Origin of the sequence: Winogradskyella sp. A3E31 (assembly GCF_046720935.1) — a bacterium.
Lineage (GTDB): Bacteria > Bacteroidota > Bacteroidia > Flavobacteriales > Flavobacteriaceae > Winogradskyella.
Map to the genome: position 1 here is coordinate 24,311 of NZ_JBHNWH010000001.1, position 23,991 is coordinate 48,301.

General features: G+C 36.0%; 17 protein-coding genes. 10 read left to right on the forward strand and 7 right to left on the reverse strand.

The window, feature by feature from the left end; all coding sequences use genetic code 11:
- Window positions 1-31: 31 nt before the first annotated feature.
- Window positions 32-2,788: a 2-oxoglutarate dehydrogenase E1 component gene (locus ACFEMA_RS00130; protein WP_411765921.1), complete on the reverse strand. Its 2,757-nt coding sequence runs from the start codon at window positions 2,786-2,788 to the stop codon at window positions 32-34.
- 113 nt (window positions 2,789-2,901) lie between these two features.
- Here ACFEMA_RS00130 and ACFEMA_RS00135 point away from each other — a divergent pair, with 113 nt between their 5' ends.
- Entirely contained in the window at window positions 2,902-3,438 is a 537-nt protein-coding gene (locus ACFEMA_RS00135; protein WP_411765922.1) for an alpha-ketoglutarate decarboxylase, read from the forward strand.
- Window positions 3,439-3,488: 50 nt separating this feature from the next.
- Here ACFEMA_RS00135 and ACFEMA_RS00140 read toward each other — a convergent pair whose 3' ends face one another.
- Together ACFEMA_RS00140 and ACFEMA_RS00145 are read right to left on the reverse strand one after the other, a co-directional pair.
- Window positions 3,489-3,839 carry a hypothetical protein gene (locus tag ACFEMA_RS00140; RefSeq protein ID WP_411765923.1) on the reverse strand — a complete coding sequence of 117 codons (351 nt, stop codon included), beginning with the start codon at window positions 3,837-3,839 and terminating at the stop codon, window positions 3,489-3,491.
- Complete coding sequence (locus tag ACFEMA_RS00145; protein ID WP_411765924.1) at window positions 3,839-4,813, reverse strand: polyprenyl synthetase family protein; 975 nt, start codon at window positions 4,811-4,813, stop codon at window positions 3,839-3,841. The genes ACFEMA_RS00140 and ACFEMA_RS00145 overlap by 1 nt, the downstream gene beginning before the upstream one ends.
- Before the next feature lie 142 nt (window positions 4,814-4,955).
- On the opposite strand from ACFEMA_RS00145, the gene ACFEMA_RS00150 reads away from it, so the two are divergent.
- Genes ACFEMA_RS00150 through ACFEMA_RS00170 form a run of 5 tightly spaced genes read left to right on the forward strand, consistent with a single transcriptional unit; the run spans window position 4,956 to window position 12,084 of the window.
- Window positions 4,956-5,561 (forward strand): TetR/AcrR family transcriptional regulator, encoded by a 606-nt coding sequence (locus ACFEMA_RS00150; RefSeq protein ID WP_411765925.1) that lies wholly within the window; start codon window positions 4,956-4,958, stop codon window positions 5,559-5,561.
- 3 nt (window positions 5,562-5,564) lie between these two features.
- Window positions 5,565-6,911, forward strand: coding sequence for a TolC family protein (locus ACFEMA_RS00155; RefSeq protein WP_411765926.1), 1,347 nt, complete (start codon window positions 5,565-5,567; stop codon window positions 6,909-6,911).
- Window positions 6,912-6,932: 21 nt separating this feature from the next.
- Window positions 6,933-8,114 carry an efflux RND transporter periplasmic adaptor subunit gene (locus tag ACFEMA_RS00160; protein WP_411765927.1) on the forward strand — a complete coding sequence of 394 codons (1,182 nt, stop codon included), beginning with the start codon at window positions 6,933-6,935 and terminating at the stop codon, window positions 8,112-8,114.
- Between the two features lie 47 nt (window positions 8,115-8,161).
- Window positions 8,162-8,533 (forward strand): four helix bundle protein, encoded by a 372-nt coding sequence (locus ACFEMA_RS00165; RefSeq protein WP_411765928.1) that lies wholly within the window; start codon window positions 8,162-8,164, stop codon window positions 8,531-8,533.
- A 47-nt stretch (window positions 8,534-8,580) separates the two neighbouring features.
- Window positions 8,581-12,084 carry an efflux RND transporter permease subunit gene (locus ACFEMA_RS00170; RefSeq protein ID WP_411765930.1) on the forward strand — a complete coding sequence of 1,168 codons (3,504 nt, stop codon included), beginning with the start codon at window positions 8,581-8,583 and terminating at the stop codon, window positions 12,082-12,084.
- 60 nt (window positions 12,085-12,144) lie between these two features.
- On the opposite strand, the gene ACFEMA_RS00175 is transcribed toward ACFEMA_RS00170, so the two are convergent.
- Window positions 12,145-13,455 carry a RagB/SusD family nutrient uptake outer membrane protein gene (locus ACFEMA_RS00175; RefSeq protein WP_411765931.1) on the reverse strand — a complete coding sequence of 437 codons (1,311 nt, stop codon included), beginning with the start codon at window positions 13,453-13,455 and terminating at the stop codon, window positions 12,145-12,147.
- A 13-nt stretch (window positions 13,456-13,468) separates the two neighbouring features.
- Window positions 13,469-16,426 carry a SusC/RagA family TonB-linked outer membrane protein gene (locus ACFEMA_RS00180; protein ID WP_411765932.1) on the reverse strand — a complete coding sequence of 986 codons (2,958 nt, stop codon included), beginning with the start codon at window positions 16,424-16,426 and terminating at the stop codon, window positions 13,469-13,471.
- A gap of 192 nt (window positions 16,427-16,618) precedes the next feature.
- Between ACFEMA_RS00180 and aspS the strand changes: the two genes are divergently transcribed.
- The 4 genes from aspS to ACFEMA_RS00200 all read left to right on the forward strand — a co-directional run bounded on the left by aspS (window position 16,619) and on the right by ACFEMA_RS00200 (window position 20,770).
- Complete coding sequence (gene aspS / locus ACFEMA_RS00185; RefSeq protein WP_411765933.1) at window positions 16,619-18,373, forward strand: aspartate--tRNA ligase; 1,755 nt, start codon at window positions 16,619-16,621, stop codon at window positions 18,371-18,373.
- Window positions 18,374-18,438: 65 nt separating this feature from the next.
- Window positions 18,439-20,220, forward strand: coding sequence for a chloride channel protein (locus ACFEMA_RS00190; RefSeq protein WP_411765935.1), 1,782 nt, complete (start codon window positions 18,439-18,441; stop codon window positions 20,218-20,220).
- Between the two features lie 24 nt (window positions 20,221-20,244).
- The gene (locus ACFEMA_RS00195) at window positions 20,245-20,490 is read left to right on the forward strand and encodes a hypothetical protein (protein ID WP_411765936.1); all 246 of its coding nucleotides are present in this window, start codon (window positions 20,245-20,247) and stop codon (window positions 20,488-20,490) included.
- Between the two features lie 88 nt (window positions 20,491-20,578).
- Entirely contained in the window at window positions 20,579-20,770 is a 192-nt protein-coding gene (locus ACFEMA_RS00200) for a cold-shock protein (protein WP_155088814.1), read from the forward strand.
- Between the two features lie 57 nt (window positions 20,771-20,827).
- Here the strand turns inward: ACFEMA_RS00200 and ACFEMA_RS00205 are convergent, their stop codons facing one another.
- Entirely contained in the window at window positions 20,828-21,274 is a 447-nt protein-coding gene (locus tag ACFEMA_RS00205; protein ID WP_411765937.1) for a nucleoside deaminase, read from the reverse strand.
- A 13-nt stretch (window positions 21,275-21,287) separates the two neighbouring features.
- Window positions 21,288-23,918, reverse strand: a complete 2,631-nt coding sequence (locus ACFEMA_RS00210; RefSeq protein WP_411765938.1) for a T9SS-dependent M36 family metallopeptidase — start codon at window positions 23,916-23,918, stop codon at window positions 21,288-21,290.
- Between the last annotated feature and the right edge of the window lie 73 nt (window positions 23,919-23,991).

Below are 23,991 nucleotides of genomic sequence, written 5' to 3' on the forward strand. Positions count from 1 at the left end.
TTTATTTAGCTCTGATTTATGTTTTTACTAATTATCTCTGGTTGTTTTTGCTTTTATCAAAAACGTAATCTATAACTTCTTTATGCCTCATTTTAGAACGCACCGAACTACCTGCCGCAGGAGATCCGTAAGGCCTTCTGCTAGCAATTCTAAAATGTTTAGCGCCTTCAAAATTCATGAGAATATGACCATAAGCACCCATGTTTCGAGGTTCTTCTTGTGCCCAAACAATATCATCGGCATTCTTATATTTTTTTAATACCTCATTCATTTGTTCGGTTGGTAATGGAAAAAGTTGTTCAATCCGTACCAAAGCAACATCCTCTCGCTTCAAGTTTTCCCGCTCTTCATCCAAATCATAATAGAACTTTCCTGTTACAAAAACCAGTGTTTTCGCTTTATTCGCTTTTACCTGTTCATCATCAATCAACATTTGGAAACTTCCTGTTGCAAATTCCTCTACAGTTGAAACTACCTTAGGGTGACGCAATAAACTTTTTGGAGTGAAAACGATCAAAGGCTTTCTAAAATTAGTCAACATTTGCCGTCTCAACAAATGGAACATATTTGCTGGCGTTGTACAATCAGCCACATACATATTATCCTTAGCACACAATTGTAAATAACGCTCCATTCTACCTGATGAATGCTCAGCTCCTTGTCCTTCGTAGCCATGAGGCAGAAGCATTACAAGACCGTTTTGGGTTTTCCATTTGTCCTCGCCAGAGGAAATATATTGGTCAATCATTATCTGAGCACCATTACTAAAATCCCCAAATTGTGCTTCCCAAATAGTTAAGGTTTTTGGGCTCGCCATGGCATATCCATAATCGAAGCCAACAACACCATATTCTGACAATAAGGAATTATAAATGCTAAATGGTCCTTGTTCTTCTGCAACATTTTTAAGTAAAACTATCTCTTCTTCACTATCCTCTACTTTTACAACAGCATGTCTATGGCTAAACGTTCCTCGCTCTACATCTTGACCAGAAATCCGTACGCCGAAACCTTCTTTTAAAAGGGTTCCGTAAGCCAAGTGCTCAGCCATTGCCCAGTCTAAGCGATCTTCATCGAACATGGTTTGACGAGACTCAACTAAACGTTGAATTTTACGAATAAACTTCTTGTTCTCTGGTAATGTAGAAATGGTTTTAGTAATATCCTTTAAGGTTGATTTTGAAACTGTTGTATCAATAGTTTTCAACATTTCCTTTTCATCAACACTCTTATAATCTTTCCACTGCTCCTCCATAAAAGCAGTGATGACTGTTTTATCTTCTTTTCTAGAGTCTTCTAGATTTTCTTCGAGCTTATCTTTATATTCTTTTTCAATCTTTTTAACGTGATCTTTATCAATCACATTTTCAGACAACAATTTTTCGGCATAAATATCCCTTGGATTACTATGCTTAGAAATAGCCTTATATAACAAGGGTTGTGTAAACTTTGGTTCGTCACCTTCGTTATGTCCATATTTTCTATAACCCAATAAGTCAATAAAGACATCTCTTTTAAACTCCATCCTAAAGTCTAATGCAAATAAAATGGCGTGTACTACTGCTTCTGCATCATCAGCGTTAACATGAAGTACAGGAGACAACGTTACTTTACCAACGTCGGTACAGTAAGTACTAGACCTTCCGTCTAAGTAATTTGTGGTAAAACCAATTTGGTTATTGACCACTATATGAACCGTACCATTGGTTTTATAACCATCTAGCTGAGCCATTTGTACAACCTCATATACTAAACCTTGTCCGGCAATGGCTGCATCTCCATGAACTACAATTGGCAACACCTGCGAGGCATCTTCAATCTCTTTCTTTTCTTGCTTTGCCCTAGTAATCCCTTCTACGACTGCACCAACAGTCTCTAAATGTGAAGGGTTTGGTGCAATACTTAAATTTATTCTTTTGCCAGAGTTGGTTTCTCGATCACTAGTCCATCCTAAATGGTACTTTACATCACCATCAAAAACCTCTTCTTCATAATCTTTACCGTCAAATTCACTAAAAATGTCTTTGGCCGATTTTCCAAAAATATTGGTCAAGGTACTCAAACGGCCTCTATGTGCCATCCCCATTACAAACTCTTTGACACCATAATCAGCTGCTTTTTCAATCATAGCATCTAGTGCCGGAATGAGCGATTCATTCCCTTCGAGGGAAAACCGTTTTTGACCGACATATTTGGTATGAAGGAAGTTCTCAAAAGACACTGCCTCGTTAAGCTTTTTTAAAATGGTCTTCTTTTCTTCGTTTGAAAACTTAGGCTGGTTATCATTAATGTTCAGCTTATTTTGTATCCATTGAATTTCTTCGGGCTTACGGATATACATATATTCTATCCCAATAGAATCGCAATAAATACTTTCTAAATGTTTGATGATATTTCTAAGGGTCATAGAACTCAACCCAAGAATCTCACCAGCAGAAAAAGTAGTGTCCAAATCACTTTCGGACAGCCCAAAATTTTCTATAGCCAATGTCGGGGCATACTTTCTTCGTGCTCTTACAGGGTTAGTTTTTGTAAATAAATGCCCTCTGTTTCTATAGCCTTCAATAAGTTTAACCACCTGAAATTCCTTTTGAACATGTTCAGGAATCTGTGTGCTAACACCCTCTATGATCTCACCATCTAGACCATAATTTTCTGAGCCAAAATCGTAGCCTTGAAAGAAGGCTCTCCAACTAGGTTCAACACTATCAGGGTTTTCTAAATATTGGTCGTATAATTCAGCGAAGTATGCAGTATGCGCTGCGTTTAAAAAGGAAAATTTATCCATTGTTGTCTGTAAGACGTTTACGTTTCAGTAAATTTTAAACAAAAGTACAACTTTTGAAAAAAACAGTATCCATTTTATTATATTTATAACAACTGCAAGTTCAAAATTTTAGCATGGAAATTCTGAAATCCAAACCACCCCACCTACTCCTTTTATGCTTGTTGCTATATTTATGTTCAAACCAATGCTCTTTTTCGCAAAACAGAACTACCTTTTGGAACAATGTACAGTTTGGAGGAGGTATCGGTCTTGGTTTTGGGGATGGCTTTTTTAGCGGCACATTAGCACCAAGTGCGCTTTACAGGTTTAATCCGACTGTTGCAACGGGCATAGGTCTTAATGCCAGCTATAGCAGACAAAAAAATGTCTTCTCATCTACTGTTTTTGGAGGAAGCTTAATCACTTTGGTTAACCCGATTCCAGAATTACAAGTGTCTGCAGAATTTGAAGAACTTTATGTAAATCGAGATTATGAAGAAGGCTTTTTTTCAGCGACAGGAGAAGATTCTTATTGGTACCCGGCATTATTTATGGGCATTGGTTATAGCACCTACAATGTAACTATTGGTGTGCGCTATGATATTTTGTATGACTCAGATAAGAGTATTTACAATAATGCGTGGATGCCTTTTGTGAGGTTTTGGTTCTGACTTCGACAAGCTCAGTCACCATATTTTGAAAGTCTCAACTACTGATTCCCCTAAGAATAATGATTTTTAAACCACACTTTTTGCCACTCACGTTGCAAGATGAGAAAAGTAACGTCTTCCGAGAGTTTTAAAGTATCTATTCCGTCTAAATTCCTAACCTTAGCTTCTGAAACATCTACGATGTAAAGTAGATTCAAATAATCTGCGAATTTATTCTGAATAAGATGAAAGACTTCTTCTTGCAAGGTCAGTTTTAAACTCAAGGGGAGTGTGGCTTTATTAAATTCTAGATCGACATTGGCATACAACAAGTCCTTATTGAGCTGTACAATCAACCTTTTGTATAGCTTTAATTCAGTAGCTTCCTTAATTAAGGATTCAAAATTTTCTGGCAGTGTCATTAAATGGTTCTGGTCATCAATTCATTTCCAAATCGTTTCAGTAATTCTTTTTTGGACTGATCTATATGGAGTGTCTCAAGAACTGTAAATGCTTTTTTTGTATAATCTGTAACCGCATTTAATGTTGCTTTTTCTGCCCCCGAATTAACATATAATGCCTTAACCCTCTTTACTTTTTCTTCGGAGGATATTTTCTCGTCTGCTGTAACATGAATTAATTCTTCTTGTTCCTTTATAGAGCCTAACTCCATCGTTTTTAAGTACAAATAGGTTTTTTTATTCTCAATGATGTCCCCACCAACTTGCTTACCAAAGGTTTCTGGTTTACCAAAAGCATCCAAGTAATCATCTTGTAACTGAAAAGCGATACCCAAATAGCGGCCAAAATCGTAAATAGATTCTTGATCTTTATCCGACGCCTTAGCTACAATCGCCCCCATTTTCATGGCAGCACCAACCAAAACTGCGGTTTTGTATTCAATCATTTTTAAATATTCGGAGATGGTAACATTGTTTTGTGTTTCAAAATCGATATCATATTGTTGCCCCTCACAAACTTCTAAAGCGGTTTTACTGAACAGTTTTGCTAAAGCCCTAAACGTTTCAGAATTGTAGTTTTCAAACAATTTGTAAGCCAAGATCAGCATGGCGTCACCCGATAGAATACCCGTGTTCAAATCCCATTTTTCGTGTACGGTTTGTTGACCGCGACGTAGAGGAGCATCGTCCATAATATCATCATGGATTAATGAAAAATTATGAAATACTTCAACTGAGAGTGCAGCATCTAGGGCCTTGTTATAGTCTGACCCAAAGATTTCGGAAGTCATTAAGGTTAATACTGGACGTAAACGCTTTCCTCCTAATTGAAGAATATAGTTTATGGGTTCATATAAGGTTCTCGGCTCTTTATTAACTGTGAATTTTTCGAGATAAGATGTAAAGGCCAGTTGATACTTTTCAATATACTCCATAAAGCAAAAATAATGGAATTGCCTTTCTAATCATAGCTATTTATTTCTAATTGAAACTAAGGTTAACAATGTTAAATAATCATTAAAACTTTGGAAACTTTTTTCGTTTTTAAAGTTTCCTAACCTATATTTGCACTCTTACATGAAAGATAAAATTATACATAAATCGGTTGACTTATTCTTAAACCTTGGTTTTAAGAGTGTTACCATGGACGATATTGCCAATGAAATGGGCATATCGAAAAAAACAATTTACGTTCACTTCCCGAATAAAACCAAGTTAGTTGAAACTGTAACATTTACACTTTTTGAGACCATTTGTGATGGTATTGATTGTATCTGCGAAACATCTAACAACCCTATTGAGGAATTATATGCCATAAAGATGTTTGTGATGCAACACCTTAAGAATGAAAAGACATCTCCTCAGCATCAGCTTAAAAAATACTACCCTCAGATTTTTGAAACATTGCGTTTAAAGCAGTTTGAAAAAATGCATGAATCTGTTGGAGAAAGTTTACAAAAAGGTGTGGACACGCAATTATTTAGAAAAGATATCGACATTGATTTTATCTCCCGGATGTATTTTAATGGTATGACAGGTATTAAAGATGATTCTATTTTCCCTCAGGAACAGTTTAATATGGAATATTTAATGGAAAGCTATTTAGAGTACCACTTACGAGCCATTGTTACAGATAAGGGCTTAACTATTTTAAACCAATTTATTAAGAAAAATCAATCATAAATCATGAGAAAACCACTCATAACCCTACTAATATTTCTTGTCCCAGTTATTAGTTTTACTCAAGAAGTCCCCAATAGTTTTACATTGGAAGAAGCCATAGCTTTTGCATTAGAAAACAACAGAACTTCAAAAAATGCTCAGCGCGATATTGAAGCCGCAAAAGAGCAACAATGGGAGACTATTGCCACAGGTTTACCACAAATTGATGCTAGTGCCAGTTATCAGAATAATTTAAAACAACAAGTGTCTTTGGTTCCTGCAGAATTTTTTGGTGGACAAGAAGGGGAGTTTGCAGAAGTTGTATTTGGTACAAAACAGAATGTCAACGCTACAGCGACCCTAAATCAATTGATCTTTGATGGTTCTTATTTGGTGGGGCTTCAAGCCTCAAAAGTATTTTTAGAAATTTCGAAAAATGCTAAAGAAAAAACAGACCTCGAAGTCCGAAAAATGGTCATCAATGCATATGGCAACGTACTCATCTCTCAAGAAAGTGAAGCAATTCTTGAAAAAAATAAAACCATTCTTGCCGAAAACTTAGATGAGACCCAAAAAATCTATGAAAATGGCCTTGAAGAAGAAGAAAGTGTAGAACAATTGCGTATTACACTGGCTGAAATAGAGAGTGCATTAAAAAATGCCACAAGACTTAAAAACATAAGCCAACAGCTTCTTAACATTACCCTTGGAATAAATATCAATACAGATATTTCCTTAACGGATTCCTTAGAGAACCTTGCTGCCAAAAACGTGTCATTGGCATTATTAACAGAAGATTCCTCAGTTGAAAACACTATAGATTTTAAGATAGCACAGAACGATGTTCGCTCAAAAGAACTCATGGTTAAGCTCGAAAAAAGTAAAGCACTACCGCGACTTACGGGTTACTTAAATGGCGGGTATTTAGGATTTAGTGATGACTTTACGTTTTTTGATAGTGACCAGAATTGGTCTGGGTTTTCATCCTTCGGACTAAACTTAAACATCCCCATATTTAGTTCGTTTGGAAGAAAAGCAAAAACACAACGTGCTGAAATCAATTTAGATATCGCTGAAGAAAATCTTACAGAATTAGAACAGCAAATTAATCTTCAAATTGAAACTGCCAAGAGCAATTACCAATTTGCCATAGAAGATTATAACATAAAGAAAGACAACCTGCAACTTGCTGAACGTATTGAAGCTAAAAATCAAACCAAATTCTTTGAAGGTATTGCTTCGAGTTTTGAGTTGAGACAAGCGCAAAACCAATTGTACTCCGCACAAAACGCTTACCTAGAGGCAATGCTCAATGTTATCAATACCAAAACTGAATTAGAAACAGCATTAAATCTACCAAACAATAATTAACCCGCAACAAACTTAAAGACAATGAAACAGTTAAGTCTAATACTCATAACCACATTAATTCTTGTTTCCTGTTCAGGAAATAAAAAAAATTCTATAGAAAGTGTTCTCGAAACAGGGGACCTTAAAACACTTAGAGAAAAAAGAGGTGCTCTTGTTAGCGAGCAACAGTCACTCAATGATCAAATAAAGCTTTTAGATGATAAGATCAAAACAATGGATACCATTAAAAATGCACCATTAATCACTACATTTAAGGTCAGTCCTGAAGTTTTTAATCACGTTATAGAATTGCAAGGGAGCGTAACTACAAAAAATTTATTGACCATTACACCAGAGTATAACGGCATATTAACCAATGTCTATGTAAAGGAGGGTCAGAAAGTAAGTAAAGGACAGTTATTGGCTAAAATTGATGATGGCGGATTGAGTCAACAAGTTGCACAATTACAGATTCAGGCAGAGTTGGCAAAAACGACTTTTGAACGTCAAAAACGACTTTGGGATCAAAATATTGGTAGTGAAATTCAATATTTACAAGCTAAATCTACTTACGAATCACAACAAGAAGCCGTAAACCAATTAAAACAACAAATTGCTAAGACTAGGGTCAATGCCCCTTTTGCTGGTACTATTGACGATGTAATAACAGAGCAAGGAAATGTTGTTGCTGCTGGGCAATCGCCTCTGATGCGTATTGTAAACTTAGACAATATGTATATAGAGACCGACGTCCCTGAACGCTATGTGTCAGATGTCGTAACAGGGAAAAGCGTTAGAGTAAACCTTCCTGTATTAGGAGAAACTATAGATGCCAAGATACGTCAGACCAGTGATTTTATAAATCCTGCAAACCGAACTTTCAAGGTTGAAATTGGAATTCCTAATAACAACAAAACTATAAAGCCAAACCTCACAGCTCGGCTAAAAATTAATGACTACACCAACGAAAACGCTTTGCTAATTCCACAAAGTGTCATTTCAGAAAATGCAGAAGGGGAGCAATATGTATATGTGGTCAGTAATAAAGGGTCTGATGGCATTGGAAAAGCAACTCGTGTGATTGTTGAGACTGGTCGCCAACAAGGAGATGTCATCGAAATTTTAAGTGGTCTTGAAGAGGGTGCTGAAATTATTAAAGAAGGAGCGAGAAGTGTACGTGATGGACAGTCAGTCGAAGTTTTGAAAATAGATGAGAGTCATTAGTAGAGAGTCATTAGTAGAGAGTCGTTAGAAACTAAAAAATTACAGATATGAAAGACATTAAATTCAGTTTTGAAGATTTAAAAGTTTATCAAAGCGCCTTAGATTTCGTAGATAGCACCTATAGAACTACAAACAATTTTCCGAAGAAAGAAATGTTTGGATTAAGTTCACAATTCCAAAGAGCCTCTGTTTCAATTGCTTTGAATATTGCTGAAGGTTCTGGAGATACAAATTCACAATTCAATAGATTTCTGAACATTTCCAAAGGCTCAATAAAAGAGTGTGTGGTTTGCTCAACTATTGCAAAAAGACTCAATTACATTAGTGAAGAAATTGACCAAAATAACCGACAAAAATTAGAGGAATTATCTAAAATGACATCTGGTCTTCAAAAATACTTAAACAAGTCTAACGTCTAAAAACTCAAGACTAACGACTTCTAACTAACGTCTAAAACTATAGACAAATGACTAAAAACAAAAAAAATACCGAAAAGGAATTTGGCTTATCATCGTGGGCAATCAACAACAAAACCACAATGTATGTTCTCATTGCTGTATTCTTCTTTTTGGGTGTTTCAGCTTTCTTTAGCATGCCCCGAGAAAATTTCCCGGAGGTAAATGAAACGAAGATTTATGTAAGCACTGTGTTTCCTGGTAATACTGCCGAAGATATTGAAAAGCTTGTGACCGATCCTTTAGAAGACCAACTAAAAACGGTTAGTAATGTCGTAGAAATTACATCGACATCCCAAGAGGATTATTCTATGCTGATTGTTGAGTTTGATGAAAATATTACTGTAGAACAAGCAAAACAAAAAGTGAAGGATGAAATTGACTCTGAAACTTCTGGAGAGGATTGGCCAACGTTTAATGGTGCAAAAGTAGAACCAGATGTGTTTGAGTTAAGCTTGTCTGAGGAAATGCCAATCCTAAACATAAATATCTCTGGAGATTACCCTGTTGAAAAACTAAAAGAGTACGCTGAATATCTTCAAGATGAAATAGAAGATTTACCAGAAATAAAAAAAGCAGATATCCGTGGTGCCCAAGATAAAGAAGTTGAAGTGGAAGTGGACATCTATAAAATGATGGCTGCCAAAGTAACCTTTAATGATATTTTAGGAGCAATCAGTCAAGGAAATTTAACCCAATCTGCAGGAAACATTAAAGCTAGCGGACAAAGAAGGACCATTAGGGTCATTGGAGAAATTGAAAAACCTTCCGAGCTCGAAAACTTCGTTGTAAAATCCGAAAACGGAAATGCAATTTACTTAAAGGATGTTGCCGATGTTTCTTTCCATGAAGAAGATAAAACTACGTTTGCTAGAAAATCTGGAAAGCCCGTTGTAATGCTCGATGTAAAGAAGCGTGCCGGGAAAAACATGGTGGCTGCTGCTGAGAAAATTCAGGGGATTGTACAAGAGGCCATTGAAAGTGAATTTCCACAAGATTTGGAAGTTTCAATTACCAATGATCAATCTTCTGTTACTATAGGACAAGTAGATGACCTGGTCAACAACATCATCTTTGGTGTTATTCTCGTCGTTACGGTATTAATGTTCTTCTTAGGTTTTAAGAATGCGCTTTTTGTTGGATTTGCCATACCCATGTCCATGTTTATGTCTCTTATGATTTTAAACATTATTGGCTATAGCTTAAATACCATGGTGCTTTTCGGGTTAGTTATGGGACTAGGAATGTTAGTAGACAACGGAATTGTGGTTGTAGAAAACGTTTACCGACTGATGGAAGATGAAGGAATGAAAAGGATAGAAGCTGCAAAAAGAGGAATTGGGGAAATTGCATTTCCTATTATAATATCAACAATGACGACAGTTGCTGCTTTTGTGCCATTGGCATTTTGGCCAGGTATTATGGGTGAATTTATGAAGATACTCCCTATTACACTTTCTGTAGTTTTAGGTTCTTCTTTATTTGTTGCAATTTTCTTTAATTCAGTTTTGGTATCCCGATTTATGAGGATTGAAGACAAGGATATGCCCTTAAAACAAATTATAAGGACTACTATTATCGTTGCAAGTATTGGTTTGTTGATGCTCATTTTTGGTGGCGCTTATCGAGGCTTAGGTACGGTTATGGTTTTTACAGCCATTATGTTATGGGCCTATCGATTTTTCATTAGAAAGTGGGCCAATAATTTTCAGAATAAATCTTTGGTAAAACTTGAAAATTGGTACGAGCGGATGTTAACTGGTGCGCTTTCAAAAAGGCGCCCGTACTTTCTAACAGCAGGAGTGTTTTTTCTTTTAATTGCTGCGTTTATGGCTTTCGGAATTTCAGTAAGCCAGCAACGTACAAAAATTGAATTTTTCCCAGACAACAAACCCAATCAGATTATTGTTTACATAGAATACCCTGAAGGTACGGCCATTGAAAAAACCAATGCTATTACCAAGCAGATTGAAGAGCGGGTTTATGACGTCATCAACCAAGATCAGTATATGGATGATGGTCGGAACTTTTTAGTTGAAAGTGCAGTGTCCCAAGTTGGGGAAGGTGCCGGAAATCCACAAACTGATGCTGGCTCAGCAGCTGAGATGCCTCACAAAGCAAAAATCACGGCCTCAATGCGCGAATTTAAATACCGTCGTGGTGAAGACAGTGAGTTACTACGCCAAAAAGTACAGGAAGCTTTAGTTGGGATTTATCCAGGTGTGCTAATTTCTGTTGAAAAAAATGCAGACGGACCACCCGCTGGTGCACCAATAAATATCGAAATTGAAGGTAAGGATTACAACGAACTCATCGCAACAGCTGAGCAGATGCGTAATTTTATCAACTCCAGAAATATTGCAGGTATTGATGAGCTTAAAATTGATGTGAATAAGGATAAACCAACGATGCAAGTGGAAATTGATAGAGAAAAAGCTGGTGAACTAGGTGTTTCTGCTAAACAAATCGGGGATCAATTACGAAATTCAATTTTTGGGTCTAAGGCAGGTATTTATAAAGAAGATGGCGACGACTTTGATATTTATGTAAGGTTTGATGAAGACCTAAGGTATAACACAAGCGCATTGTTTAACCAAAACATCACCTTTAGGGACAACACAGGTCAGATAAAGGAAATTCCTTTGTCTGCAGTAGCCAGTCAGAAAAACAATTCAGGATTTAGCGCTATTAAGCACAAGGACACTAAACGTGTGGTAACGGTATATTCTGCATTAGCTCCCGGCTACACAGATGCAGGAGCGATAGTTACTCAAATTCAAAATGAAATGAAAAGTTTTGAAGGGCTACCGTCCGATATAAAAATAGATTATACAGGCCAAATTGAAGAACAGAACAAACAAATGGCATTTTTAATGGGAGCATTTTTTACAGGCTTAGGATTGATATTCTTCATATTGATATTCCAATTTAATTCCATTTCAAAACCAACCATCATCATGCTCGCTATTTTATTGAGTTTAATTGGTGTGTTCGGTGGTATCGTTATTACAGGGAGTGCCTTTGTGATAATGATGACCATGGTAGGTATTATTTCTCTTGCTGGAATTGTAGTAAACAACGGTGTGGTCCTTTTAGATTATGCACAACTTATAATTGACAGAAAGAAGAATGAATTAGGTTTAGATAACGACGAGTATCTTTCAACTGAAGATCTTTTTCACTGCATAGTAAAAGCTGGTAAGGCACGTTTAAGACCAGTAATACTAACAGCAATTACAACAATATTGGGGTTAATTCCTTTAGCCATTGGTTTAAACATCAATTTCTTTACGTTATTCTCAGAATTCAACCCTAACATTTATATGGGTGGTGATAACGTCGTATTTTGGGGTCCTTTGGCTTGGACAGTAATCTATGGTTTATTGATTGCTACTTTTTTAACCCTAGTTATTGTACCTATTTTATTCTTCTTAAGTATGAAGTTGAAAATGTGGTTGCGTTCTAAAACGAAGCTTCAAGACTCTAAATTAGAAACTCTCGAAACAGCTTCATAAAAATTAAAAAGCCCTAACAAATTTTGTTAGGGCTTCTACTTATCTATAAAAGAGCTATTACTAATTCAATTGCTCTGTAAATGGAGTAGGGAATGCATCTATAACATTATCTCCTGCTCTATCTAACGGAATATTGGATGCGTTTAAAAGACCTAATCTCCTTAGATCTACCCAACGGTGACCTTCAGCCAATAATGAGTAACGTCTTTGATTTAAGACTTCAGCTAATAAGCCCGCATTGTCAATTGGACCTACATAATCTGGTAGCCCAGCAGCATTTCTAACTGTATTTATTGCCACTATAGTTTCTGCATTGTTAGTTCCAATATTTGCCTCAGCATAGATTAAAATCAACTCTTCATTTCTAATTAAATATACAGGATCTACATTGCTGTCATAAACTGCAATTTGATAGTCTGCAGATAATCCATCAAACATTGTCCCGCCAGGAAGTTCTATTGCTTTTTCTGCAACACGAGTATCACCAGCTTCAGCATCAGCAATCCAAGAATCATGTACCATAAACTCTTGACCTGATTGTAAAGGAACATGGAATTGAGCATTTGATATATCGTTACCTGTGAGTCCAAATATATGTGCTGGTCCATTGTATAAATCACCACTAATATCAAAGAAAGAGTCATTTAACAACGTAAGTGCCATACCATTATTACCTTGGTACAATGCCACACGTGCTGCGAGTGCTCTATTAAATTCAGCAAAAGTTGCTGCTGTATCAAAACCAGCAAAACCATCACTAACGGAAATAAAATCGGACGTCGCATTAGACAAGTCGGTATTAGCTTCGTTTAATAAACTCATAATTCCAGTTAGTGCATCATCATAACCCACATTTGGTCCCAGATTATCAGGATCGGCAACATCCAAACGAATTCCATTGGTATATTGACGGTTTGCAACCATTAAAAGCGCATAAGCCTTTAAAGTTTTAGCGTATCCATAATAAGCATTCTTATCCTGGTCTGAGAAACCAGCAACAGAATTTTCAACTGCTTCAATCAAAATATTAGCCGATTGAACAACTTTATACCAAGCTGCATAAGCTCGAGTAGTTAAAAATCCATTATTATCTAAAGGACCTTTAAGAATTTCACCCGTATAACGAGGATCAACGCCTGTGAGGTCGTAATATTCCCTACCTAATATACTCACTGTATCATAATGGAAGGCTAAATCGTTTCTCATTACGGCTTCTAATCCTGTAGCTAATAATTGGATGTCTGCCGCACTGGCACCCTCTGCAAAACTACCTACAGTAGGTGCATTGGGATTTTCAATTTCATCTAATTCGCAACTCGAAAAAATAAGAGCTACGAAAACAAAGACGGATTTTATTATAACTTTTTTCATAATTTCTTTTCTTTTAGAAGTTAACATTTAAATGGAAATTAACAAATTTAGAAACTGGATATGGAGTTACCTCCACATTGTTAGCCAATACATTATTTCCAAAATTTGACACTTCAGGATCATAACTATTATAATCGAAAATGTTTATTAGATTTCTCCCTGAAAGACCTATCTTAACTTTTTCAGTATATGGAATCAACCCATCAGGTAGAGTATAGAACACTCCAATTTCTCTTAATTTTAAATAGCCCGCATCCTCTATAACTGGATCAGGGTTTACAAATGCCTGGCTTGCTCTATAATCTCCATTAGACAACTGTCCACTAGGATCTAAACCAGTATCATTATAATCCCAAGTGGTCCCAGCTAAATCATATAATAAAGTAGTTAAGTTGATGTTATCACCTCCTTTTTTCCAATGCCACAAAAATGTAAAATCGAAAGCCTTGTAGCTGATTTCATTAAACCAAGACATCTGGAAATCTGGTTCTGCATTACCATATACAAAGAAACCATCACCTTCGGGGTCTCTTCTAGCGATCTCTTCTGCCGTAAAGTCTGCAGGATTATATGTTCCCACAATTTGTGTTGCACTTTTTCCTTCTTGGATTAAAAAAGTTCCTAAAGAAGCTGCAAACCCACCATTTGTAAATGAAGGCACATCTAAGCTAGTTACTTCTGATTTATTTTTCCACCACTTAAAACTTGCATTCCATGAAAAATCATCCTTTTGAAGAATGTTAGCGTTTAGACCTAATTCAACTCCTTTATTTTCAAGCTCTCCTCCATTAACAACTTCTGTGGTGAATCCAGAAGATGTAGGAAACTGTGATTGGATTAATAAATCTTTAATGGTCTTGTTATAAAAAGAAGCTTCTAAAGTAAACCTATTGTTTAAGAGACCAATATCTAGACCGAATTCTAACTCCGTCTGTCTTTCTGGACCAATATCAGGATTACCTCTTAAGTTACCTGGACTCAATCCTGATGTTCCTCCAATAAATTGTGCATTCATTAATGAGAATCGATCATTAAAATTTGGAAAACGTCCTGCTTCCCCATAGGCTATTCTAGGTTTTAATGAACTAATTTCATCGACTGACCAAAAATCAAACTTATGTAAATTCACAGCTAAATTTGCTTTCGGATAATAATTAAATTCATTTGCATCACCATTATTTGTCGATTTGTCCGCTCTAATACCAAGAGTTGCTATAAGTTGATCATTATAATTGATTTCCTCTTGAGCAAAAAATCCTTTATCTCTTTGTGGTCTTATAGTTTGCTGCGTTGAAACGTTTGTTGATTGTCCCAAATTAGTTTGGGAACCATTTAAACCGGTTGCAATGGTAATGACCGTATTTCTATCAAAGTCTTGAAGGAAGCTACCTACTTGAGTTGTAAACGATAAACCATTATCTAAATCTAAGTTGTGTACCAAAAAGGCAGAAAGGTTATAATTTGTGTTTACTGTAGTTCCTGAAATAGATACGCCTCCTAGAGAAGATGGATCTCTAAAATAAGTCAACCCGCTAGGGAAAATACTTGTGGTTCTTAAAGTATATTGATCAAAACCACCTTCTAAAACTAATTTTAACCTTTGGTTATCTCTTGTTAGTAACTTAACATTAGTTTTAGCACTACCTATAAATCGGTTAACTTCCTCCCTATTTGTAGTTAATGCAACTGTTTCTAGGACATTTGATCCAGCACCACCTTGAGGATAAACACCATCAACTGGTGACAAATCTTCCCATGGATACGTAAACGCTAATGCATAACCAACTGTTCTGTTAGCATTACCATTATTAAAAAACCCTCTATCTGATTGAGAATTGATATAATTGGTTGTTACATATAAATCTAGCCAATCATTGAATCGTTGTCCAATATTAAGTCGAACAGAACTTTTTCTATATCCTGTATTATCTACTAATCCAGGTTCATCTCTGTGTGTAGCGCCAAAAAAGTAATCGGAATTTTCATTAGCGCCTGATGTTGAAAAGCGTGTAGTGGAAGACACTACCGTATTATCAAAAAGCTCTGCTTCATAATCTCTTAGTGTCGGGTTATTAGGACCACCTAAAGCTGTAATTTGAGCTTGCGTATAATCTCTTAAACCTAATAACTGTGTTGGGCTTCTAAACCCAAAAACTTGAGAAAAAGAAGTTTGTGGCTTTCCTAGTTTACCACGTTTTGTAGTTATAATAACCACACCCCCAGCTGCTCTAGAACCATAAATAGCCGCCGCAGAAGCTCCTTTAAGTATTTCTACATTTTCAATATCAGCTGGATCAATATCTGCAATACGGTTAGAGGCATCATCTTGATTTGTCGATGCGTTACCTCCACCTGCAGCTTGACTTACTACATTATTACCTAATCCAATTGAGGAATTGTCAACATAAACCCCATCCACTATAAATAAAGGTTGTTGATCTCCGAAAATAGAAGTTACACCTCTAAGTCGCATAGAAATACCACCACCAGGTGCCCCTGAGTTTGCTTTAATTTCTGCACCATTAAATTTTCCGTAAAGTGCGCCGTCCAGTCCAGATTGAACTGTCACACCAGTTAGTTCTTCTGCCGAAACCGATGCCACTGCGTTAGCAGCATTAGACCGCTTGGTTGATGAGGCCAAACCAGTCACAACAATTTCATCCAATGCGGTAGCAGATTCTGCCATTTGTACATTTACAGTAGAGGCAGAATTCACAGAAACTTCTTTGGTTTCATACCCAAGGTACGAAACGACCAATACCGCTGGAAAAGAATTCACATTAAGTGAATATTCCCCATCGAAATTTGTTGTCGTCCCATTTGAAGTTCCTTTTTCTAATACTGTAGCACCCGCTATCGGAATACCAGTTGCTTCGTCTGTAATTGTACCCTTAACTTCCTGAGCCAAAAGACCCAAAGGAAATAGAAAGAGTAAATACAAACACCATTTTGAAAGTAATGTTTTCTCCATTATTTTATTATTAATTGATTAATTCACCCAAATATCTGAATAATTATTAATATTTAGTAATAATTTAATGATTTATTCATCGATTTAATAACCTTATCTTTTTCATTCATTATAAAAGTATATCCAATATTATAGGTTTTAATTTCTATAGAAATGTTAATTTTGCCAACTATTAAATGTCAATAATTTATAATGTATAGAAGTCATACTTGCGGAGAGTTAAGCATCGAAAATGTTAATACAGAAGTAACACTTTCTGGATGGGTACAAGGGGTTAGAGACAAGGGCTTTATGATCTATGTGGATTTAAGAGATCGTTACGGCATTACTCAGTTATATTTTGATGAAGAACAAACCTCAGAAGATCTATTTAATAAGGCTCAAAAATTAGGGCGAGAATTTGTTATCCAAGTTAAGGGGAAAGTTGTTGAGCGATCATCCAAAAACCCAAATATCGCTACTGGTGATATTGAACTATTAGTTTCAGAACTAATGATTTTGAATAAAGCGTTGGTACCTCCTTTCACTATAGAGGATAAAACAGATGGTGGTGATGATTTACGTATGAAATATCGTTACTTAGACATTCGTCGCAACCCTGTCAAGAACAATCTCGTTTTTAGACATAAGGTAACTCAGGCTGTTCGAAATTATCTGTCTAGTGATGGATTCGTAGAGGTTGAAACCCCATATTTAATAAAGTCAACTCCTGAAGGTGCTAGAGACTTTGTTGTGCCTTCTCGAATGAACGAGGGTCAATTCTATGCGCTCCCCCAATCTCCTCAGACCTTTAAGCAGCTACTTATGGTTGGTGGTATGGATAAGTATTTTCAGATTGTAAAATGTTTTAGGGATGAGGATTTACGTGCTGACCGTCAGCCAGAATTCACTCAGATAGATTGTGAAATGGCCTTTGTTGAACAAGAAGATATTCTTAACACTTTTGAAGGTTTAACTCGTCATTTACTAAAAGAGATTAAAGGTGTAGAGGTTGAGAAATTTCCTCGACTACTCTACGATGATGCTATGCGTTTATACGGCAATGACAAACCAGACATTCGTTTTGGAATGGAGTTCGGTGAGCTAAATGAGGTTGCTCAGCATAAAGATTTTAATGTGTTCAATTCCGCCGAATTGGTAGTTGGCATAGCTGTACCAGGAGGAAATAGCTATACAAGAAAAGACATTGACAAGCTCATTGATTGGGTAAAACGCCCTCAAGTTGGTGCTTTAGGAATGGTCTATTGCCGTTGTAATGACGATGGTACTTATAAATCTTCAGTCGATAAATTTTATGACCAAGACGACTTGGCAAAATGGGCTGATGTGACAGGTGCAAAACCTGGCGATTTAATTTGTGTATTATCTGGAAAAACCGATAAGGTAAGAGCACAATTAAGTGCCTTACGTATGGAAATGGCCGAACGATTAGGATTGAGAAAAGCAGACGAGTTTGCTCCGCTTTGGGTCATGGATTTTCCATTATTAGAATGGGACGAGGCTACAGAACGCTACCATGCCATGCACCACCCATTTACATCACCAAAACCTGGTCAGCTAGAATTATTAGACAGTAAGCCTGGGGAAGTTAAAGCCAATGCCTACGATTTGGTGTTAAACGGCAATGAAATTGGTGGAGGTTCTATCAGAATTCACGACAAGGCTATACAAGCTATTATGCTCAAACACTTAGGGTTTTCTGAGGAAGAAGCCAGAGCTCAATTTGGATTTTTAATGGATGCTTTTGAATATGGAGCTCCACCACATGGGGGAATCGCATTTGGTTTAGATAGACTGGTTGCAATTTTGGGTGGACAAGAAACGATTCGAGATTTTATTGCTTTTCCAAAAAACAATTCAGGAAGAGATGTAATGATTGATGCACCAGCTCCAATAGATAAAGAACAACTCACTGAACTCAGCTTAAAACTTGATTTAAAATCTTAACTTTAAGACCTGTCTGGTTTTGACTTCAACAAGCTTAACCACAAAAAACCAAACAGGTCTATAATATGCCAACTAAATCAGCATTTTTTAAACAATTACTCATTTGGAGGTATAAGCATATTTCTGAAAAAAACTTCCTGTATTTACTAAGTATTGTTATTGGTTTATTAGCTGGGGTTGTTTCTGTTACTTTAAAGAATATCACCTTCGGTATCGAGTCAATTTTGGAGAGTGGCTTAAGCTTTACAAATAAATCGCTATACTTTATTTTGCCCATTTTTGGGCTTTGGTTGGTTTATCTTTTTGTAAAGTATGTTTCCAAAAAGCCAAGCAAACATGCCATTCCATCTATACTTTATGCACTTTCTAAAAAAGATGGGCTAATACATCGTCGTAATATGGTGCTCCCTCTTATTACTGCTCCACTAACGGTTGGTTTTGGTGGGTCTGTTGGTCTCTTAGGTCCTGCAATTGCTTCTGCTTCTGCTGTGAGCTCAAACCTTGGACGATTACTTCATATCGATAGAAAAACAAGAAGTCTTTTAATAGGCTGTGCAGCGGCAGGTGCTATAGCTTCAATTTTTAAATCCCCTATTGCGGCTATAATTTTTGCAATAGAAATTTTTAGCTTAGACCTCACCTTCGCCTCTTTATTGCCCCTACTAATAGCTTCTGTATCTTCTGTGTTGACCTCATATTTTTTTCTTGGGGATGAAGTTCTTTTCAATTTTAATGTTTATAATAAGTTTGAAATAAGCGACACAGTATTCTTTATTGTTCTTGGCGTTTTTACAGGTTTTGCCTCTATATTTTTCTCCAAAATATACTTTGGTGTGACTTCAATATTCAATCGATTAAAATCCTCAAAACATAAACTTATTATTGGAGGGCTGGCTATAGGACTTATGCTCTATTTTATTCCTCCCCTATATGGTGAAGGCCTTGGATTTATAAACGATTTAATGTTAGGTAATGATTTAAAGGCTCTAGGAAAAACTCCTTTTGATGCCTACACCGATAATATCTGGGTAGTGATTGCACTGCTTTTTGGGATAACTATCTTTAAGGCCATTGCCATGACCACTACTTTTGCTGCTGGCGGGACAGGGGGTATAATTATCCCAACGATGGTTATGGGAAGCTCTTTAGGAAATGTTATTGCAAAGTGTATTAATAATCTTGGACTTAATTTTCAGGTGTCTGAAGCTAATTTCACCTTAATCGGCATGGCTGGTTTGATTGCTGGTGTGCTTCATGCCCCACTCACGGCTATATTTCTTATTGCTGAAATAACTGGCGGTTATCAACTATTTGTTCCATTAATGATTACGGCTTCAATTTCATTTATGATTAATAAAAATGGCTTAGACCATACCATCTATACCAAAGAATTGCTTGAAAAAGGGGAATTGATTACCCAAGATAAGGATAAAAGTGTATTGACATTGATGCGGTTAGACTCCGTGATTGAAAATGATTTTATCGCTTTACATCCTGACCAGTCCTTAGGAGAAATGCTCAGGGATGGTGTTTCAAAATCGAGCAGAAATCTGTTTCCGGTGACTGAAGAAGATGGTACTTTCATTGGTATTATTTTACTAGATGACATTAGAAGCGTAATGTTCGATCAATCGTTATATGAATCAACAACAGTAGAGACTTTTATGCACAAACCCCCTGAATACATATTCTATGATAAGGATTCTATGGAGAAGGTGATGCAAAAATTTCAAGACTCAGGGGCATGGAATTTACCCGTTATTAAGGACAATAAATACCATGGTTTTGTGTCCAAATCTAAATTATTGACAGCTTACCGCAAGGAATTAATTAATTTTACTTCGTAAACAAAAACACTTTAAACAAAGAAAATGAAACTAATAAAAACCCTAACGTTTATAGGCTTTATTGCTTCTTTTGCAAGCATAATCAGTGGTTTTATTCTTGAAGTTTCATATTCTGAAAAGCTCATAGGTTTCGGGGTTATTGGTCTATTTTTATTTGTTTTTCCACTTTTCATTTATTATCGCTGGAAGGGAAAGAATGTTAAGGACTATATGTTAACACAAGAAAATCTTGATAAAATGAAAAAAAACCAAGAAAATAAAACCTATTGATTATCAATCTTTTGAAAAAAAACAATTTCTTAACACTGTTCATTAATTTTATTTTACCTTTGTTTTTTTAATTTTTATTTATTTTATAATGACTGGAACAGTTAAATTTTTTAATGATTCAAAAGGATTTGGATTCATTACCAACGAAGAAACAGGAAAAGACATCTTTGTGCACGTATCAAACCTTAATGGTGTAGAATTACGTGAAGGAGATCAAGTAGAGTACACAGAAGAAGAAGGTAGAAAAGGTATGGTAGCTGCAAATGTGCAGGTATTGTAAGTATATATTTTACAAAGGTTTCAACGCTCAACCACTGGTTGGGCGTTTTTTTTTGCACTAATTTAGATTTCGCTTTTCAACAAAAAATCGCTTTAACAGTTGTGAAGCTTCGTTTTCTAAAATACCCCCAATGACCTTCGTTTTAGGGTGTAACTGAGTCCCTTTAGTTTTATACCCTCGATGCTCATCCCTTGCGGCGTAAACAATTTTAGAAATCTGGCTCCAAAATAGTGCTCCTGCACACATTTGACATGGTTCTAAAGTGACATACAGCGTACAATTGTGTAAATATTTTCCTCCAATAAAATTAGCGGCTGCTGTTATGGCTTGCATTTCTGCATGAGCTGTTACATCATTAAGGAGTTCTGTTAAATTATGGGACCTGGCAATAATCTTATCGTTAACAACAATAACGGCACCTATCGGAATTTCACCTTTTTCAAAAGCAAGTTCTGCTTCTTGAAGGGCTTTTTTCATAAAATAGCTGTCGTCGAATGGGATCAACTTATTAATATTCTTAATGTTTTACAATTTTGGTATTAAATTCAATGGTACCGCTTTCAATCTTTAAAATATAAACTCCATCTTGCAAAGATTGTAGACTAATCTCAGTGTTAACACCCATATCTTGTTTTGATTTAAAAATTTCTCTTCCATTTAAGTCAACTAAAGTTAAAGTTACATTATTTAATGGCTCTTTTAATTTAATGTATACAATTCCGTTTGTTGGATTTGGATAAATGTTTGCAAATGTAGATTCAAAACCTACATCACTTAATGTGGTACAATTAACTAATGATGCATCATCTGGAGGAGGCATTGAAAAATCTTGAGTTTGATCAGTCCTACTAGAACTAAGACCTTGGTCAGCATTAAACCCTAATCCTCGATTTGAAAATATTTCCCATATCATACATTGATCTTCACCACCAGTCATAATCATATCAGCTGCCAATATTGCGTCTCTACCATCTACAAATCCTGGACTACAAGGCTGAAGCTTTAGAGCCTCTATGACAATTTTCATCACCTTATTATTGCCTCCATTACCTTCATATAGATCTGAATCAAAACCGTATTTATCTATATATGCCCACGTCAAATCCCAAAGTGTTGTTGCCCATACAAAACCAACGCCATGAGGTTGACTTAAACTTTCATTGTTGGTGTCAGCATAAGTAAATGGATTAACAGCAAAGTCGGTACTATATCGTGCTGGTCTAATTCCTGGACCATCGCTGTTTTGATTTGCCGAATATGTTCCAATTCCTCTTCCTTCAGTAGATATATCAAAGGCATTCATTGTCACCATCAACCCAAACCAGTCGGACCATCCTTCGCCCATCTGCTCGTCATTTTGCAAGCATCCTGAATTATTGGATCCTCCTGTTAGTCTTGTAGATATGCCATGACCGTATTCATGTGCTATTATCCCATTGTCAAAATCACTATCAATTTCAAACGGACCTGTCCCGTCATTAACTAGGGATGCGCTTACATTTTGACCTCCTTTTTCTATTGCTCTAACAATATCCTCTCCATCTGCCTGAGAAATCATAATAGAAGGAATGGAAACATTTTCCCCATCAGAGCCTGGTGCCATACTAAATGGCTCACCACCAACATTATTTATTACAATAACGGCAATCGCCCCAGCATTTTCAGCACTCAAAACTTTAAACCCAAACTCACAAGAACCTCTATTAATTACAGCTATATTTCCTGATATTTCAGTAGCATTCACAATCGAGTCACAAGCATCAGCACTATCCCCATCGACTGCTGCATCTTCTACGATAACTAAATCAGCGGTTATTGGGTTAGTCGTTAGCTCGGGTCCAAATTGTGCTTCTACACCAATGTAATTTCCAGCAACAGAACTGTTATTTATAATAAGGCGCTCACCTGGAGGACCTGACCAAAGAAACATTGTCATTACAGGATTATTACCTTCGGGTGGAGTTCCAAAAGTTGCATTATTTAGACCACTACCATCTTGTGCGTCTGCAAAAACAAAATCACTGCCAAGCCCCCCATTTCCGTAATTGTTCTCTTGAAAATTTCCACTTTCTTCATCAAAACCATGATGATACCATATATCGTGCATCATGTTATTAATATAAAATAAATTAGTTATGGCGGCACTTTGATATGCTGAAGGCTCTTGATCGATTTCTAACGGAAAATTAAAGTTTAAGGCAGCAGTTCCATCTGGCGAAAAACCTATACCGTTGTTGCCATCAGAATCCTCTTGGGCCCAAACATTGTTCCCTCTTGTAATTGTAAACTCTGGCCCATTAGATCCGTTTGTATCGTGCCATCCAAAAGGAGAAGCAACAGTACTTGCTGGATTAGACACTATTTCCCTCTCTCCATGATTAGGGCTTTCTATTGGAAGAGTAAAAACATTATAAGCTGCACCATCGCCAAAGAATAGATTGTTTTCTTTTCCATTTAAATGATCATAATCGCTATGTGAAGAATTTTCACTATTAGTACCTTTTTCAAAACTACAATTGAGTATGTAATCTTTAATATCTAAAATGTCTGAAGTGTTTGCATCTATCCTAACATTCCACCAGTGTATGCCATCTAAAGTATAGATTGTAATGTCCCATGATAATCTTAAAAGACCGTTATCATTATAATATACTTTTTTAACTGGGATTTCTCTTACTGAAATATTTCCGGTAGAAAAAAGCTTTTTATGCGTTGTATCTTCTAGGATTATTAGGTCACTAACCTGTCCAATTCCAAGCTCAGAAGCAACTTTATTTATGGCACTGATTGCTGTAATATTTGTATTTGATGTTAATGCCTTTTGAAAAATATTACTTAAAAATCTATTTGAGAAGTGAATGACTTTATCATCTTTAATAGCAATAGTAGAAACAGCGTTATATATTAAAATCCCATTGTAAGCCTGATTAAGGTATAAATAATTTATACCAGAGCCTTTAGAATAAAATTCATTGGTTATATATAAACTTTGAATATCTTCAGCTTTATAGTTATAGTTTTGAATATTCGTTTCCAAATAATCTGTAACAACCTTTGCAAATTTAGATTCTTCGATCGGTTTTTGACCAATACAATAGAAAGACGATAACAACGTAATTAATACCATCTTAAATTTAAAATTATTCATAGAGAACACATGTTTTTTTTAATTCGTCTAATTTAATTACTAATCCTATCTTTTTAGACAAAAATTTTGAATT